The 16,002-nt window shown below is 70.6% G+C and carries 15 protein-coding genes; 7 read left to right on the top strand and 8 right to left on the bottom strand.

All coding sequences use genetic code 11. The features are described 5' to 3' along the window. The first annotated feature begins 63 nt into the window (after positions 1-63). Positions 64-756 (top strand): alpha/beta fold hydrolase, encoded by a 693-nt coding sequence (locus ACGFIO_RS20960; protein ID WP_392827949.1) that lies wholly within the window; start codon positions 64-66, stop codon positions 754-756. On the opposite strand, the gene ACGFIO_RS20955 is transcribed toward ACGFIO_RS20960, so the two are convergent. The 8 genes from ACGFIO_RS20955 to ACGFIO_RS20920 form a co-directional block, all read right to left on the bottom strand. After that, positions 736-1,026 (bottom strand): winged helix-turn-helix transcriptional regulator, encoded by a 291-nt coding sequence (locus ACGFIO_RS20955; RefSeq protein ID WP_392827948.1) that lies wholly within the window; start codon positions 1,024-1,026, stop codon positions 736-738. The genes ACGFIO_RS20960 and ACGFIO_RS20955 overlap by 21 nt on opposite strands. A 25-nt stretch (positions 1,027-1,051) precedes the next feature. Continuing rightward, positions 1,052-2,467, bottom strand: coding sequence for an arabinose isomerase (locus ACGFIO_RS20950; protein ID WP_392827947.1), 1,416 nt, complete (start codon positions 2,465-2,467; stop codon positions 1,052-1,054). Then, complete coding sequence (locus tag ACGFIO_RS20945) at positions 2,467-3,057, bottom strand: lactate utilization protein C (RefSeq protein ID WP_392827946.1); 591 nt, start codon at positions 3,055-3,057, stop codon at positions 2,467-2,469. The genes ACGFIO_RS20950 and ACGFIO_RS20945 overlap by 1 nt, the downstream gene beginning before the upstream one ends. Further along, complete coding sequence (locus tag ACGFIO_RS20940) at positions 3,054-4,454, bottom strand: lactate utilization protein B (RefSeq protein WP_392827945.1); 1,401 nt, start codon at positions 4,452-4,454, stop codon at positions 3,054-3,056. The genes ACGFIO_RS20945 and ACGFIO_RS20940 overlap by 4 nt, the downstream gene beginning before the upstream one ends. Further along, complete coding sequence (locus ACGFIO_RS20935; RefSeq protein WP_392827944.1) at positions 4,451-5,179, bottom strand: (Fe-S)-binding protein; 729 nt, start codon at positions 5,177-5,179, stop codon at positions 4,451-4,453. Before ACGFIO_RS20935 ends, ACGFIO_RS20940 begins: the two co-directional genes overlap by 4 nt. Positions 5,180-5,186: 7 nt before the next feature. After that, complete coding sequence (locus ACGFIO_RS20930) at positions 5,187-6,551, bottom strand: rhamnulokinase family protein (protein ID WP_392827943.1); 1,365 nt, start codon at positions 6,549-6,551, stop codon at positions 5,187-5,189. Further along, on the bottom strand, positions 6,548-8,566 hold the full coding sequence (locus ACGFIO_RS20925; RefSeq protein WP_392827942.1) for a bifunctional aldolase/short-chain dehydrogenase: 2,019 nt from the start codon (positions 8,564-8,566) through the stop codon (positions 6,548-6,550). The genes ACGFIO_RS20930 and ACGFIO_RS20925 overlap by 4 nt, the downstream gene beginning before the upstream one ends. A gap of 190 nt (positions 8,567-8,756) precedes the next feature. Further along, positions 8,757-9,752, bottom strand: a complete 996-nt coding sequence (locus ACGFIO_RS20920; RefSeq protein ID WP_392827941.1) for a LacI family DNA-binding transcriptional regulator — start codon at positions 9,750-9,752, stop codon at positions 8,757-8,759. A gap of 152 nt (positions 9,753-9,904) precedes the next feature. Here ACGFIO_RS20920 and ACGFIO_RS20915 point away from each other — a divergent pair, with 152 nt between their 5' ends. Genes ACGFIO_RS20915 through rhaI form a run of 6 tightly spaced genes read left to right on the top strand, consistent with a single transcriptional unit; the run spans position 9,905 to position 15,965 of the window. After that, a complete protein-coding gene (locus tag ACGFIO_RS20915; protein ID WP_392827940.1) occupies positions 9,905-11,413 on the top strand; it encodes a sugar ABC transporter ATP-binding protein in 1,509 nt (502 codons plus the stop codon). Then, on the top strand, positions 11,410-12,387 hold the full coding sequence (locus tag ACGFIO_RS20910; protein ID WP_392827939.1) for an ABC transporter permease: 978 nt from the start codon (positions 11,410-11,412) through the stop codon (positions 12,385-12,387). Before ACGFIO_RS20915 ends, ACGFIO_RS20910 begins: the two co-directional genes overlap by 4 nt. After that, positions 12,380-13,369, top strand: coding sequence for an ABC transporter permease (locus ACGFIO_RS20905; protein ID WP_392827938.1), 990 nt, complete (start codon positions 12,380-12,382; stop codon positions 13,367-13,369). Before ACGFIO_RS20910 ends, ACGFIO_RS20905 begins: the two co-directional genes overlap by 8 nt. Before the next feature lie 30 nt (positions 13,370-13,399). Continuing rightward, on the top strand, positions 13,400-14,479 hold the full coding sequence (gene rhaS / locus ACGFIO_RS20900) for a rhamnose ABC transporter substrate-binding protein (protein ID WP_392827937.1): 1,080 nt from the start codon (positions 13,400-13,402) through the stop codon (positions 14,477-14,479). 14 nt (positions 14,480-14,493) lie between these two features. After that, the gene (locus ACGFIO_RS20895; protein ID WP_392827936.1) at positions 14,494-14,811 is read left to right on the top strand and encodes an L-rhamnose mutarotase; all 318 of its coding nucleotides are present in this window, start codon (positions 14,494-14,496) and stop codon (positions 14,809-14,811) included. After that, complete coding sequence (gene rhaI, locus ACGFIO_RS20890; protein WP_392827935.1) at positions 14,808-15,965, top strand: L-rhamnose isomerase; 1,158 nt, start codon at positions 14,808-14,810, stop codon at positions 15,963-15,965. Before ACGFIO_RS20895 ends, rhaI begins: the two co-directional genes overlap by 4 nt. Positions 15,966-16,002 lie beyond the last annotated feature (37 nt).

Genomic DNA, 16,002 nt, shown 5'->3' with positions numbered 1-16,002 from the left:
CGTGGCATGGTTCACGGTCAGTGACCATTGCCCGGAAGCGGTCCGATTTCTACGGTCGTCGGCATGACTTTCGTTCTCATTCCGGGGGCCTGGCACGGCGCCTGGGCCTGGCATGGTGTCGCCCGCCGCCTCATCGAGGCCGGCCGGGCGGCCCTGCCGCTGACCATGCCGGGCATGGCGATCGGCGACGATCCGCGTACGCCGAGCCTCGACGACGCCGTGGACTACCTGGTCGACGAGATCGTGCGGCGCGACCTGCGCGACGTGGTGCTGGTCGGGCACAGCTGGGGCGGCTACCCGATCACCGGCGCCGCCCACCGCGTCCCGGACCGGATCGCGAAGATCGTCTACTACAGCGCCGCCGTGCCGGCCCGGGGCGTGTCGATGAACGACGAGAACCCGCCGGAGAACGCCGCCTACGTCCGATCGATGATCGACCAGCAGGGCTTCGTGCCGCTGTACTTCGAGGCCGTGCGCCAGTTGCTCATGCAGGACGAACCCGAGCCGCTGCAGCGGGTCGCCTTCGACCTGATGACGCCGCAGCCGGGCCGGTACATGCTGGACCCGCTCGACGCCGACCCGATCCCGGAGAAGTCGACCTTCATCCTGGCCGACCGCGACCGGGCGCTGGCCCGGCCGGGCGACGAGTTCGCCAAGCGCCTCGGTGTCACACCGATCATGGTGCCGGGCACCCACGAGTCGCTGCTGACCCACCCCGACGAGCTGACCGAAGCACTACTCCGCGTCGAACGCTGACCGGCTGGCCACGATGTGCGGGGCATGCCGGTCGGCCCAGCCGACGATCCCGAGGTGCAGCGCGGCCAGCGAGCGGCCGGTGCCGGTCAGCGCGTACGACGACTCGCCGGCCCGTTCGACCAGGCCGTCGCGTTGCAGCGACCGCAGCGTCCGGGTGAGCATCCGCTGGGAGATCCGGCTGCCCCGATCCAACGACGAGTACGGTCGGGGCCCGTCGGCCAGCTGGACCAGCACCAGCCCCGACCACTTGCTGCCGATGTGACCGAGCACATCCCGCCGGAGCGCGCACAGCCCGTCAGACGTGGGTGAACCCGATGCCGAGGAGCCCGGCGGCGGCGCGGTAGTCGGCGGCACGGTGGCCGAGGGAGAGCGACCAGTGATGGCCGACTCCGGAGGCGCTCCAGTCATCTACCCACTCCCCTGGGTCACGGTCGAAGGACACCCGGCTGGTGGTGTTGCCGATCGCCAGCAACGGGCCGGGCACGACCGTACCCTCCGAGGCCACGAACGACAGACTGCCGTCGCGATCCTGGCCCAGGCCAAGGAGGGTGACGGGCCCTTCGCGTACGTCGAACTCGACGCTCACGCCCCACCCGCGCTTGCCGTGGTAGACGCCGAGCCCGCGTAGCAGCGGATCGCGGGCGCTGACGGCCAGGTGCGCCGGTCCGTCGTGACCCATCTCGACGACGTTGTCGGAGAAGTTGAGCGCCTGAATCTCGCAGAACGACCCGCCGGCCCCGACGACCTGGGTGGCCAGCTGCGCCACGGTCGTCCTGAGCTCGTACTCGCCGGTCGTCGGAATGCCCCGGGCGGTCAGCAGCGACGCGCCCAGGATCATGCCGGCGCCGAGCCGTTCGTGCTGTTCACCGGCCAGGCCGCGGTGGTAGTAGGCGATCGAGTCGAGGTCGAAGTCGTCGACCAGCCGGTCCAGCCCGACCGACACCCGCGCACCCCACGCGAAGTCGTCCTCCTGGACCGTGTCGTCCAGCGTGAAGATGCCGCGAGCGAGATCCATGCGCTCTTTGACGAGATCCGGCGTAACGGCCAGGACCCGCTCGCGCAGGTCGTCGAACTCGAGCACCTCGACGTGCGAGCCGAACGTGACCGGGAGCAGGGTCAGGTCGGTCGACACGTCGAGCATGCCCGGGTAGACGTGGCCCATCAGGCCGTGCCGGGCGTGGCGCAGGGCCGCCCGCACGTGCGCGGCCCGGATCCAGGTGCCGATGCGCGCCCACGCCGATTCCTGCCGCAGCCAGCCGGACACCGACCGGAACGGGATCCCGGCCCGGCGGAACGTGTTGCCGACCTCGGGCACCGGGCACTGGCCGCAGTAGGCCAGCCACGCCCCGGTGTCGAACGACGCGTGGTCCATCCTCTCGCTCGGCTGCAGGTCGATGACGAGTACGGGCGTGTTCGACCGTTGCGCGATCGGCAGGACCATCGAGGCGGTCAGGTACGTGGCCAGGAACATGACGATCAGGTCGCAGTCGGCCGCCCGGAGCTTCTCGGCGGCGATCGCGCCCTCCTGGGCGTCGGAGATGAACCCGGCGTCGATCACCTCGGCGTCCATGTCCTGGAACCGCTGCGACACGTAGCGGGCGGACTCCTGGAGTCGCGGCAGCAGGGCCGGGAACTGCGGCCAGTACGTGCCCAGTCCGCCGGCGACGAGCCCGATGCGGGTCTTCCGGCGGACCTTGGGTGCCAAGAGCATTACTCCTCCAGGAGGATCACGTGCAGGTTCCGTGGACCGTGCACCCCTTCGACGCGATCGAGTTCGATGTCGCTGGTCGCCGACGGGCCGCTGATCCAGGTCTGCGGACGGCCAGGCGTGAGCCGGGCGATGGCGTCGGGCACGCCGGCCACCACCTGTTCCGGGCGCAGCACGCAGATGTGCAGGTCGGGCAGGAGCGAGATGATGCGCCGGCCCTGGTCGGGCGAGCCGTCGAGCACGATGGTCCCGGTCTCGGCGATCGCGACGGCGGCGGCCGTGACGACCCCGTCGGCGGCGGCGATCGCGTCGGCGGGCAGGCCGTCGTCGACCAGGGCTGACGCCGAGGACGGGATCCAGCCGAGATCGATTCCCGGGGGTACGACCAGAGTCCCGCCCACGATGCTCTCGACCACGGAGGCGACCGAGGCGGCCCGGTGCACGACCGCCTTGTAGTCGACCAGCCGCTCCACCAGCAGTTCCAGATCGGCGGGGGCACCGGCGGCCGGCCGGTAGTCGCGCGGCACCTCCGGCGAGGTGGAACCCTCGATCGCCGACCGGATCCGGCCCAGCACCACGTCTCGTGAACTCATCGCTTCGCCCACCAGTCTCGGAAGGATTCGGGCGGCGGCGCCGGCAGGTCCCGGGCGGCGGTCCAGCCCTTGACGAAGGGTCCACCGAGCCTGGCCAGCTTGGCGGCGTGCTGCGCGGCCTCGTACAGGCGCGGGTGGTCCATCGTGTACGAGGCGGCCCTCATCGCCGCGCGTTCGGTCCGCGGGTGCGGCGCCTGGTTGCGCAGGTGCACCAGGATCTCCGGGATGTCGATCCGCACCGGGCAGGCGTCGAAGCACGCCCCGCACAGCGACGACGCGTACGGCAGCGACGCGTTGTCCTCGACCCCGGTCAGCTGCGGCGACAGCACCGCACCGATCGGGCCCGGATAGACCGAGCCGTAGGCGTGCCCGCCCGTCCGCTCGTACACCGGGCAGACGTTGAGGCAGGCCGAGCACCTGATGCAGTGCAGCGCCGACCGCCCGACCTCGTCGGCCAGCACGTTGGTGCGCCCGTTGTCCAGCAGCACCAGGTGGAAGTTCTGCGGCCCGTCGCCGGGCGTGACCCCGGTCCACATCGAGGTGTACGGGTTCATCCGCTCGCCGGTCGACGCCCGCGGCAGCAACTGCAGGAACACCTCCAGGTCGCGCCAGGTCGGCAGCACCTTCTCGATGCCCATGACCGTGATCAGCGTGTCCGGCAGGGTCAGGCACATCCGCCCGTTGCCCTCGGACTCGACCACGGCCAGCGTGCCGGTCTCGGCGATCCCGAAGTTGGCGCCGGACACGGCCACGGTGGTGCTGAGGAACGTCTCGCGCAGGTAGCGCCGGGCCGCCGCGGCCAGCACCGCCGGGTCGTCGGTGAGCCCCGGGTCGACGCCGGGCATCTCGCGCAGGAAGATGTCCCGGATCTCGGTGCGGTTCCGGTGGATCGCCGGCACCAGGATGTGGCTGGGCTGGTCGTTGCCGAGCTGCACGATCAGTTCGGCCAGGTCGGTCTCGACCGGCTGGATCCCGGCGGCCTCGAGGGCCTCGTTGAGCCCGATCTCCTGCGTCGCCATCGACTTGATCTTGATGACCCGCGGGGAGCCGGTCGCCGCCACCAGGTCGGTCACGATCTGGTTGGCCTCGTTCGCGTCCGCCGCCCAGTGCACCACGCCGCCCGCCGCCACAACGCCGGACTCCAGCTGTTCGAGCAGCTCAGGCAGCCGGGCCATGGTGTCGGTCTTGATCGCCGATCCGGCCGCGCGCAGTTCCTGCCAGTCCGGCAGCTCGGCGATCACCTTGCCCGACTTCTCGCGGATCGTGGTGGTCGCGTGGCGCAGATTGCGACGCAGCTGATCGTTCGCCAACGCCTTGTGCGCGGCCGCCGGGAACGGTTCGTCGCCACGGAGGTGGCCGACACCGCGCGGGGCGGGCATGCCGAGGAACGTGGTCATTCGGTCGCCGCCAGGATCTCGGCGAGGTGGATGGTGCGTACCCCGGTCTTGGCCTTGGAAAGACCCCCGCCGATGTGCATCAGGCAGGAGGCGTCACCGGCCGAGCAATAGCCGGCTCCGGTGGAGAGGACATGGCCCATCTTGTCGGCCAGCATCGCCGCCGAGGTGTCCGCGTTCTTGATGGCGAACGTCCCGCCGAACCCGCAGCACTGCTCGGCCGCCGGCAACTCGACCAGGTCGATGCCGCGCACGTTGCGCAGCAGCCGCAGCGGCTTGTCGCCCACCCGGAGCACCCGCAGTGAGTGACAGGTCGGGTGATAGGTCACCCGGTGCGGGAAGTACGCCCCCACGTCCTCGACCTTCAAGACATCGATCAAGAGCTCGGAGAGTTCGTACGTACGCTCGGCCACCGCCGACGCCCGCGTGGCCAGCCGCTCGTCGCCGGCCGCCGAGGCCACCATGGCGTGCTGGTAGCGGACCGACCCGACACACGACCCGGACGGCGCGACCACCACGTCGTACGGCTGAAAGGTCTTGACGTGCCTTTCCACCAGCGGCAACGCGGCCCGCTGGTAGCCGGTGTTGATGTGCATCTGCCCGCAGCAGGTCTGCCCGGGCGGGAACACCACCTCGTGCCCGAGCCGTTCGAGCAGCCGGACCGTGGCCTTGGCCGCCTCGGGGAACATGGTGTCGGCCAGGCAGGTCACAAAGAGCGCTATGCGCACCGCAGGATCACCCCCACAACTGGTTCTCCAGCTCGGCCCAGCGGTCCTGGTCGCCGCGCGGCTCGTAGCGCCGGATCTCCTGAGTCTGACGCAACACGCCCCGTAACGTCGGGAGGCCACCGTCGAGCGCTCCCGCCGCGCGCGCCTGCACCAGCACGTTACCGAGCGCGGTGGCCTCGACCGGCCCGGCCAGCACCGGCCGGCCGCACGCGTCAGCGGTGAGCCGGCACAGCAGCTCGTTGCGGGCGCCACCGCCGACGATGTGCACCACGTCGACCCGCCGCCCCGACAATTCGGACGCCTGCCGGACCGCACGCCGGTGCGCGAGGGCGAGGCTGTCCAGGACGCAGCGCACGATCGCGCCCCTCGACGTCAGGCCGGAAGCCGCGGCGATCCGGTCGGGCATGTCGCCGGGCGGCAGGAACACCGGCTGGTCGACGTCGATCACCCCGGCGAACGGCTCGGCCTCGGCCGCGGCGAGCAGCTCACGCACGTCGGACACCCCCCACGCGCGCTGGCACTCCTGGAGCAGCCAGAGGCCCATCACGTTGCGCAGATAGCGGATCGTCCCGTCGACCCCGCCCTCGTTGGTGAAGTTGGCCTTCCGGCTCTCCTCGGTCAGCACCGGCGCATCGAGCTCGACGCCGACCAGCGACCACGTCCCGCACGAGATGTAGGCGAAGTCCGGGCCGCCGGCGGGTACGCCCACGACGGCCGAGGCGGTGTCGTGCGACCCGACCGCGAAGACCGGAGTCCCCTGGTACGCGCCGATCACCGAGCCCGGCTCGCGCAACGGCGGCAGCAGCCGGCCGGGCAGCCCGAGCTGGTCGATCAGCCCGGTCGCCCACATGCCCGTCCGCACGTCCAGGAGCTGGGTGGTGGAGGCATTGGTGAGTTCGGCGCCGACCTCGCCGGTCAGCCAGTACGCGATCAGGTCGGGGATGAGCAGCATCCGGTCGGCACGGTCGGCGAACGGCTCGACACGAAGCTGATAGATGGTGTTGAACGGGAGCTTCTGGAGGCCGGTCAGGGCATACAGCCTGTCGTCACCGATCGGCAGCCGCAGCCCGTCGGTACGCGCGTCGCGGTAGTGGACGGGGTTGCCGAGCAGCCGCCCGTCCGCGTCGATCAGGCCGTAGTCGACCGCCCAGCTGTCGATGCCGATGCCGTCGACCGGGCCGGCGGCGCGCAGCCCGTCGAGCACGCCGCGGTAGAGGGCGAGGATGTCCCAGTGCAGCGTGCCGCGTACCCGGACCGGCTCGTTGGGGAAGCGGTACACCTCGGTGAGGTCGAGACGGCCGTTCCGGTCGAGGGCGCCGACCATGACGCGCCCGGAGGACGCGCCCAGGTCGACCGCCGCGAACCGTTTCACCGCAGGAACGCCGCGGCCACGCCGGCGTCGACCGGGATGTGCAGGCCGGTGGTATGCGAGAGATCGCCCGCGGTCAGCACGAACACCGCGTTGGCGACGTGCTCGGGCAGCACCTCCCGCTTGAGCAGGGTGCGCTGGGCGTAGTAGGCGCCCAGCTCCTCCTCGGGTACGCCGTAGACCGCGGCGCGCTGGGCGCCCCAGCCGCCGGCGAAGATGCCGGAGCCGCGTACCACACCGTCGGGGTTGATGCCGTTGACCCGGATGCCGTATGCCCCGAGTTCGGCGGCGAGCAGCCGGACCTGATGGGCCTGGTCGGCCTTGGTGGCGCCGTAGGCGACGTTGTTGGGCCCGGCGAACAGCGAGTTCTTGCTCGAGATGTAGACGATGTCACCGCCCATGCCCTGGGCCAGCAGCACCCGGGCGGTCTCCCGGGAGACCAGGAACGAGCCCTTGGCCATCACGTCGTGCTGCAGGTCCCAGTCGGCCTCGGTGGTTTCCAGCAGCGGCTTGGAGATGGACAGGCCGGCGTTGTTGACGACCAGGTCGAGGCCGCCGAAGGCCAGGACCGCGTCGCGTACGGCGGCCGCGACCGCCTCGCCGTCGGTCACGTCGGCGGTGACCGCGACCGCCTGGTCGGGGCCGCCGATCTCCGCGGCCACCGCCGCGGCCGAGCCGGCGTCCCGGTCGGCGACCACGACGCAGGCGCCCTCGGCGGCCAGGCGCAGCGCGATGGCCCGGCCGATGCCCGAGCCGCCGCCGGTGACGAAGGCGATCCGGGTGGCCAGCGGCGCCGGCTCGGGCATCCGCCGCAGCTTCGCCTCTTCCAGGGCCCAGTACTCGATGCGGAATTTCTCCGACTCGTCGATCGGGGCGTAGGTGGAGATGGCACTGGCGCCGGCCATGACGTTGATCGCGTTGACGTAGAACTCGCCGGCCACCCGGGCGGTCTGCTTGTTGGCGCCGAACGAGAACATGCCGACGCCCGGGACCAGCACGATGGCCGGGTCGGCGCCGCGGATGGCCGGGCTGTCCGCGGTGGCGTACCGGTCGTAGTAGGCCTGGTAGTCGGCGCGGTAGGCGGCGTGCAGCTCGCGCAGCCGGGCTTCGACCTCGTCCAGCGGGGCGTCCGGCGCGGTGTCCAGGACCAGGGGCTTGACCTTGGTCCGCAGGAAGTGGTCCGGACACGAGGTGCCCTTCTCGGCCAGGGCGGGCATGCCCTCGCGCCCGACGAAGTCGAGAACGACGGCGGTGTCGGTGTAGTGGCCGACCTGGGGACGATCGGTCGAGGCGAGGCCACGGATCAACGGGAGAAGAGCCGCCGCGCGCCCTTTCCGGTCGGCCAGCGGTGGGTGCACCAGCTTCCCGAACGGGTCTTTCCGGCCGTTCGCCGCGATCCACGCCGCCGCCGTGTCGATGATGAAGCGGGAGTTGGCCTCGCACTCGTCGCTGGTGGCGCCCCACGCGGTGATGCCGTGCCCGCCGAGGATGACGCCGATGGCCCGCGGGTTGGCCCGCTGCGCGGCGGCGATGTCGAGGCCGAGCTGGAAGCCGGGCCGGCGCCACGGCACCCAGAGCACCTGGTCGCCGAAGATCTCCTTGGTCAGCCGGGGACCGTCGGCCGCGGTGGCCAGCGCGATGCCGGCGTCGGGGTGCAGATGGTCCACATGCGCGACGTCGACCAGCCCGTGCATGGCGGTGTCGATCGACGGCGCGGCGCCGCCCCGGCCGTGCAGGCAGTAGTCGAAGGCGGCGACCATCTCGTCCTCGCGGTCGACGCCGGGGTAGACCTCGGGCAGCGCGCGGAGCCGGTCGAGGCGCAGGACGGCCAGGCCCTTGGCGGTCAGCGTGCCCAGGTCGCCGCCGGATCCCTTGACCCAGAGCAGGTCGACCGGGCCGCCGGTGACCGGGTCGGTCTCCGAGCCCTTGGCCGAGGTGTTGCCGCCGGCGTAGTTCGTGGTCCTCGGGTCGGCGCCCAGGCGGTTGCTCCGGGCCAGCAGGTCGTCGACGACACTCATCGATGCCCCATCCGTGAAACGTTTCATGATGTTGCGCCCACGTTACGGGCGGCGGCGGCGCGTGGTCAACCCCCGCAATGACCGCCGAGCGCCCCAATCCAGTCTTTGGGGGCGACCAGATCTCGAACCCAGCGGGGCGGGCGCGGCGGGACCCAGCAAGGCAGGAACCGGCGGAGCGGGCGGCGGGGACTCAGTGCGCGGCGGAGGACGCCCGGGCGATCAGCTCGGGGGTGAAGATGGCCTGCTCGTGGACGTGGGCCGGGTTGGTCGCCTCGTCGAGCACCAGGTGCGCCGCGGCCCGGCCGAGCTCCTGCCGGGGCTGACGGACCGAGGTCAGCGGCACCGCGGCGGCCGCCGCGAACTCGATGTCGTCGAAGCCGACGATGGCCAGGTCTTCCGGCACCCGGCGGCCGGAGCCGATGGCCTGTTGCAGCAGCCCGAGCGCGACCAGGTCGTTGGCGCAGAAGGCGGCGGTCGGCCGGCGGCGCGCGGGCAACCCGGCCAGCCGCTCCCCGGCCTCCCGGCCGTCGGCCACGGTCATCCCGTCGGTGGGCAGGAAGACCAGGTCGTCGGGCGGCAGGCCGCTGTCGGCCCAGACCTGGCGGGCGCCCTGGAGGCGTTCACGGACCTGGCCGATCGACTCCGGCCCACCGGCGAAGGCGACCCGGGTGTGCCCGTTCTCTATCAGGTGCTCGACGGCGATCCGGCCGCCGTACACGTCGTCGACCGCGACCGAGCAGAAGCCGCTGTCGCGGACCCGGTCGACCACCACCACCGGGATGCCGCGCCGGCTGACCTCGCCCAGGAAGGCCGAGTCGGGGTCCACCGGCGTGATCAGGATGCCCTGCACGCGCTGCTGGAGGAGCCGGTCGAGGTGCATCTCCTCGCGGGCCGCGCGGCCGTTGCTGTTGCAGATGAACAGCGACAGCTCGGCGTCCTCGGCGGCGAGTTCGATGCCCTGGGCGACGTCATGGAAGAACGGGTTGCTGCCGTCGAGCATCACGTAGGCCAGGGTGCGGCTGGTCCCGGCCCGCAGTTGCCGGGCCGACTCGTTGCGGACGAACCCGAGGTCGGCCATCGCCCGCTCAACCCGCTCCCGGGTGGCGGTGGCCACCATCTCGGGCCGGTTCATCACGTTGGACACCGTGCCGAGCGAAACCCCGGCCGCGGCCGCCACATCCTTCACCGAGGGTGCTTTGCCTGCGACCACCTGTTGCTACCTCGATCTTCTCTGCGTTTCACACAAGTTACGGGTTCGTTCTTGACACGTGTGACGGGGGCCACCTACGTTCGACCCTACGCCGACTGAAACATTTCAACAACTACCCGGAGGTGGCTGTGGCGGCTACCGAAGCCGTGCTGGATGTCGTCGACGTGACCAAGTCCTTCGGGGCGGTCGCGGCCGTCCAGGGCGTCAGCTTCTCCCTGTTCCCGGGCGAGGCGCACGCGCTGGTCGGCGAGAACGGCGCCGGCAAGTCCACCATCGTCAAGATGCTGGCCGGCGTGCACCGGCCCGACACCGGCCGGCTCGTGGTCAACGGTCAGGCGGTCGACTTCGCCGGGCCCGGCGACGCCAAGGCGGCCGGGCTCGCTGTCATCTACCAGGAACCGACGCTGTTTCCCGACCTGTCGGTGGCCGAGAACATCGCGATGGGCAACCAGCCGCTGACCCGGCTGCGGCAGATCGACCGCAAGGCGATGCGGGCCGCCGCGACCCGGCTCTTCCAACGGCTGGGTGTGCAGCTCGACCCCGACCGGCCGGCCCGCGGGCTGTCCATCGCCGACCAGCAGATCGTCGAGATCGCCAAGGCGCTGTCGAGCCAGGCACGGATCCTGGTGATGGACGAGCCGACCGCCGCGCTCTCCGGCGTCGAGGTCGAGCGGCTCTTCGCCGTGGTCCGGTCGCTGCGTGAGGAAGGCGCGGCGATCCTGTTCATCTCGCACCGGTTCGAGGAGATCACCCAGCTTTGCCAGCGCGTGACCATCATGCGCGACGGCAAGCACGTGTGCACCGAGCCGGTGGCCGACCTCAGCGTCGACGACATGATCCGCCGGATGGTCGGGCGTGACCTGAGCGCCCTGTTCCCCAAGCAGGACGTGCCGGCCGGCGACGTCGTCCTCGAGGTCGAGGGGCTGTCCCGGGAGGGCGTCTTCAAGGACGTGTCCTTCTCGGTCCGGGCGGGCGAGATCGTCGCCCTGGCCGGCCTGGTCGGCGCCGGCCGCTCCGAGGTCATGCAGGCGGTGTTCGGGGTCGACCCGTACGACTCGGGCACCGTCACCTTCCTCGGCCGGCGGCTCAAGCCGGGCTCGCCGCGGGCCGCGATGGCCGCCGGCATGGCGCTGGTGCCCGAGGACCGCCGCCAGCAGGGCCTGATCATGGACCTGTCGATCGAACGCAACGTGACCCTGCCCCGGGCCCGCCAGCTGGCCCGGCTCGGGCTGCTGTGGGGCGCCACCGAACGGGCCGAGGCGTACACCTGGACCCGGAAACTGCAGACCAAGCTGGGCCGGCTCACCGACCCGGTGGGCACCCTGTCCGGCGGCAACCAGCAGAAGGTCGTGCTGGCCAAGTGGCTGTCGACCGCGCCCCGGCTGCTGATCGTCGACGAGCCGACCCGCGGCATCGACGTCGGTACCAAGGCCGAGGTGCACCGGCTGATGTCGTCGCTGGCCGCCGACGGGATCGCGGTCGTCATGGTCTCGTCCGAACTGCCCGAGGTGCTCGGCATGGCCGACCGCGTCGTCGTGCTGCGCGAGGGGCACGTGACCGCCGAGCTGACCCGGGCCGAGGCCACCGAGGAGACAGTCATGTACGCGGCCATGGGCCAGCCGGTCGCCGCGTCATGAGACACCTACTCAAGGCCCGCGAGCTGGGCATCGTCCTCGCCCTGGCCGCGTTGGTGGCGTACACCGCGATCGGCAACACCCGGTTCCTGTCCGGCCAGAGCATCCGCGACATCCTGCTCAACACCGCGATCCTGGCCGTGATGGCGGCCGGGCAGGCGGTCGTGGTCATCACCCGCAACATCGACCTGTCGGTGGGCTCGGTGCTCGGCCTGAGCGCGTTCGCCGTCGCGACGATGATGAGCCGGAACCAGGACCTGCCGATGATCGTGGCGATCCTGGCCGGCATCGCCGTCGGCGCGGTCTGCGGCCTGCTCAACGGGGTGCTGGTCCGCTACGGCCGGGTGCCGGCCCTGGTGGTCACCCTGGGCACGCTCTATATCTTCCGCGGCGTCACCTACTCCTGGGCCGGCGGCGCACAGGTCAACGCGGACAAGCTGCCCCGGCACTTCCTGACCTTCGCCAACGACTCCGTGCTGGGCATCCCCTGGCTGGTCCTGATCGCGCTGGTCGTGGTCGGCGGCGTGTCGCTGATGATGCGCGACTACCGGGTCGGCCGCGAGCTCTACGCCATGGGCTCCAGCCCGCAGGCGGCCGAGCTGGCCGGCATCAGGGTGGCCCGCAACCTGCTCGGCGCCTTCCTGCTCAGCGGCAGCCTGGCCGGGCTGGCCGGGGTGCTGTTCGCGGCCCGGTTCGGCACGGTCGACGCGGCTGCCGGCACCGGCTACGAGCTCAACGTGGTCGCGGCGGTCGTGGTCGGCGGTGTGGCCGTGTTCGGCGGCTCGGGCTCGGTCTGGGGCGCCGGCCTGGGCGCGCTGCTGCTGACCGTGATCGGCAGCGCCCTCGCGGTGCTCGACATCAACCAGTTCTGGCAGCAGGCCATCGTCGGCGCGCTGATCGTGCTGGCCATCGGGGCCGACCGCCTGGTCGCGGTCCGCCTGGCCCGCTCGCTGAAGAAGAGGGACTCCCATGTCTGAGCTGCGCCGCCGGGTCGGCTGGGACACCGTCATCGTCGCGCTGACGGTGGTCGTACTGGTCATCGCGTCGCTGGCCGTCGACAACTTCGGCACCAGCCGGAACTTCACCTTCCTGGTCCTCGACCTGCTGCCCATCGCCCTGGTCGCGCTGCCGATGACGTTCATCATCGTGACCGGCGAGATCGACCTGTCGGTGGCCAGCACGCTCGGCTTCACCAGCGCGCTGATGGGCACGTTCTGGACGCACGGACTGAGCATCGAGGCGATCATCCCGCTCTGCGTGGCCATCGGGGCGATCCTCGGCGCGGTCAACGGTTTCCTGGTCACCGGGCTCGGCCTGCCGTCGCTGGCGGTCACCATCGGCACGCTCGCGTTGTATCGGGGGCTGGCGTTCGTGGTGCTGGGCGACAGCGCGGTGGCCGACTTCCCGGCCAGTTACACGGGCTGGGTCACCGGCACGATCGGGGGCGGGAGCATCCCCAACGTACTCATCGTGCTGGTGGTCCTCGCTCTGCTCTTCGGTGTGGTCCTGCACGCGACGCCGTTCGGCCGCTCGCTGTACGCGATCGGCGCGAACGACAAGGCCGCGCACTTCTCCGGCATCCGGGTCGCCCGGACCAAATTCTGGCTGTACGTGGCCAGCGGCGCCGTGGCCGGCCTGGTCGGCGTGCTGTGGACGCTGCGCTACTCGAGTGCCCGGGCCGACAACGGTGCCGGGCTGGAACTGGCCGTCGTCGCGGCCGTCCTGCTCGGCGGCGTCTCGATCTTCGGTGGCAAGGGCACGCTGCCGGGCGTACTCGCCGGTGTCGTGCTCCTCGCCGCGCTGCAGAACGCGCTCCGCCTGGAGGACGTCTCCGGCCAGGCGCTCAACATCGTCACCGGCGTCCTGCTGGTGGCCTCGGTCCTGCTGCCCAACATCGTCACCTCGATCCGCACCAGCTGGCAGCGGAGGCGCCTGCGTTCCGCCGCCGCCACCCGATGAGATATCCCCCTCCCGTCAGGAGTTGAGACCATGAGCATCTCCACCCGCCGCCGTGTGCTCGCCGCCGCCGCGGCCTCGATCGCGCTGTTCAGCGCGGCCGCCTGTGGCGGCACCACCCGCGACAATCAGGCTGACGGGGGCAACCCGGCTCCGGCCGGCGGCGCCAGCGCCGACCCCAACGCGAAGCTGAAGGAGGGCGTCAAGATGGCCTTCCTGCCCAAGCAGCTCAACAACCCGTACTCCGACGTCGAGACCAGCGGCGGCGAGGCCGCGATCAAGGAACTCAAGGGCGAGTACAAGCTGGTCGGTCCCAACGACGCCAGCGCGTCCTCGCAGGTCAGCTACATCAACACGCTGATCCAGCAGCAGCAGGACGTGATCGCGATCGCGGCCAACGACCCGAATGCGGTCTGCCCGTCACTCAAGCAGGCCAAGCAGGCGAAGATCAAGATCGTCGGCTTCGACTCGGACGCGGCCAAGGACTGCCGGGACGTCTTCATCAACCAGGCCACCACCCAGGGCATCGGTGAGAGCCTGGTCAAGATGGCCAACGAGCTGGCCGGCGGGGCGGGCGAGATCGCGATCCTGTCGGCCACCCCGAACGCCACCAACCAGAACGCCTGGATCGAGGTGATGAAGACCGAGCTCGCCAAGCCCGAGTACAGCAAGCTCAAGCTGGTCAAAACCGCGTACGGCAACGACGACGACCAGAAGTCGTTCCAGGAGGCCCAGGGTCTGCTGCAGTCGTACCCGAACCTGAAGGTGATCGTCGCGCCGACCACCGTCGGCATCGCCGCCGCCGGCCGCTACGTGAGCAGCTCCGCGTACAAGGGCAAGGTCCAGGTGACCGGTCTCGGCCTGCCCAACCAGATGCGCGAGTACGTCAAGGACGGCACGGTCAAGAAGTTCGCCCTGTGGAACCCGGCGGACATCGGCTACCTGGCCGCGTACGCCGGTGTCGCCCTGTCGTCGGGCCAGATCACCGGGGCCGAGGGTGAGAAGTTCAAGGCCGGCAAGCTCGGCGACTACACCGTCGGCAAGGACGGCGAGATCGTGCTCGGCCCGCCGACCGAGTTCACCCCGGAGAACATCGACAAGTTCAACTTCTGAGCCGGATTCACCGCATGCCACGATATTGCTTCCAGCTCCAGGTTCGCCCCGAACGGATCGGTGAGTACGTGGAGCGGCACCAGTCCGTGTGGCCCGAGATGCAGGACGCTCTCCGGGCCACCGGCTGGCGCAATTACTCGCTCTTCCTCCGCTCCGACGGGCTGCTGGTCGGCTACGTCGAGGCGGACGACCTCGCGGCGTCCCGAGCGGCGATGGAGGCGCTGGACGTCAACACCCGCTGGCAGGCCGAGATGGCGGAGTTCTTCGCCGGCACCACGCCGGTCGAGGGCTTCCCGCTGCTCACCGAGGTATTTCATTTGGAGTCGTCATGACCGACGTCAAGCGCGCGCTCACGGCCCAGCGCATCGAGACACCGTCCTGGGCCTTCGGCAACTCGGGCACCCGGTTCAAGGTGTTCGCCCAGCCCGGTGTTCCGCGCTCCCCCGAGGAGAAGATCGCGGACGCGGCGGTCGTGCACAAGTTCACCGGGATCGCGCCGACCGTCGCCCTGCACATCCCGTGGGACAAGGTCGAGGACTACGCGGCGCTGTCGGCGTACGCCCAGGATCAGGGTGTGAAGCTCGGCGCGATCAACACCAACGTGTTCCAGGACGACGACTACAAGCTCGGCTCGGTGACCAACCCCGATCCCGGGGTACGCCGCAAAGCCACCGACCACATGCTCGAATGCGTCGACATCATGGACGCCACCGGGTCCCGTGACCTGAAACTGTGGTTCTCCGACGGCATCAACTACCCCGGCCAGGACGACCTGCGCAACCGGCAGGACCGGCTGCACGCCGCGCTCCGGGAGGCGTACGACCGGCTCACCGGCGACCAGCGCATCCTGCTGGAGTACAAACTGTTCGAGCCGGCCTTCTACGCCACCGACGTCCCCGACTGGGGCACCTCCTACGCGCACTGCGTCGAGCTCGGCGAGCGGGCCACGGTCTGCATCGACACCGGCCACCACGCGCCCGGCACCAACATCGAGTTCATCGTCGCCTTCCTGCTACGGCAGCGGAAGCTCGGCGCGTTCGACTTCAACAGCCGGTTCTATGCCGACGACGACCTGATGGCCGGCGCCGCCGATCCGTTCCAGCTGTTCCGGATCATGTACGAGATCGTCCGCGGCGGTGCGCTCGACCCGGCGTACGGCATCAACTTCATGCTCGATCAGTGCCACAACATCGAGGCGAAGATCCCGGCGATCATCCGCTCGGTGATGAACATCCAGGAGGCGACGGCCAAGGCGCTGCTGGTCGACCGGGACGCGCTGACCAAGGCACAGAACGACGGCGACGTGCTGGAGGCCAACGCGGCGCTGATGGACGCGTACAACACCGACGTGCGGCCGCTGCTGGCCGAGGTGCGCGCCGACGCCGGACTGGACCCGAACCCGGTCGCTGCCTACAAGCGCAGCGGCTACCAGGAGAAGATCGTCGCCGACCGGGTCGGTGGGCAGCAGGCCGGCTGGGGCGCCTGACCCACCGGAAGTCGCAACCCCTTTCGACCGGAGCCGA

Source organism: Actinoplanes sp. NPDC049265 (assembly GCF_043197135.1).
Lineage (GTDB): Bacteria > Actinomycetota > Actinomycetes > Mycobacteriales > Micromonosporaceae > Actinoplanes.
This window is presented reverse-complemented; position numbering and strand designations above follow the sequence as displayed.

Bases quoted from the DNA above. Each gene is read 5' to 3' on its own strand.
- ACGFIO_RS20960 (WP_392827949.1), top strand. From the start codon at position 64: ATGACTTTCGTTCTCATTCCGGGGGCCTGGCACGGCGCCTGGGCCTGG.
- ACGFIO_RS20950 (WP_392827947.1), bottom strand. From the start codon at position 2,467: ATGCTCTTGGCACCCAAGGTCCGCCGGAAGACCCGCATCGGGCTCGTC.
- ACGFIO_RS20945 (WP_392827946.1), bottom strand. From the start codon at position 3,057: ATGAGTTCACGAGACGTGGTGCTGGGCCGGATCCGGTCGGCGATCGAG.
- ACGFIO_RS20940 (WP_392827945.1), bottom strand. From the start codon at position 4,454: ATGACCACGTTCCTCGGCATGCCCGCCCCGCGCGGTGTCGGCCACCTC.
- ACGFIO_RS20925 (WP_392827942.1), bottom strand. From the start codon at position 8,566: ATGAGTGTCGTCGACGACCTGCTGGCCCGGAGCAACCGCCTGGGCGCC.
- ACGFIO_RS20910 (WP_392827939.1), top strand. From the start codon at position 11,410: ATGAGACACCTACTCAAGGCCCGCGAGCTGGGCATCGTCCTCGCCCTG.
- ACGFIO_RS20905 (WP_392827938.1), top strand. From the start codon at position 12,380: ATGTCTGAGCTGCGCCGCCGGGTCGGCTGGGACACCGTCATCGTCGCG.
- rhaS (WP_392827937.1), top strand. From the start codon at position 13,400: ATGAGCATCTCCACCCGCCGCCGTGTGCTCGCCGCCGCCGCGGCCTCG.
- ACGFIO_RS20895 (WP_392827936.1), top strand. From the start codon at position 14,494: ATGCCACGATATTGCTTCCAGCTCCAGGTTCGCCCCGAACGGATCGGT.
- rhaI (WP_392827935.1), top strand. From the start codon at position 14,808: ATGACCGACGTCAAGCGCGCGCTCACGGCCCAGCGCATCGAGACACCG.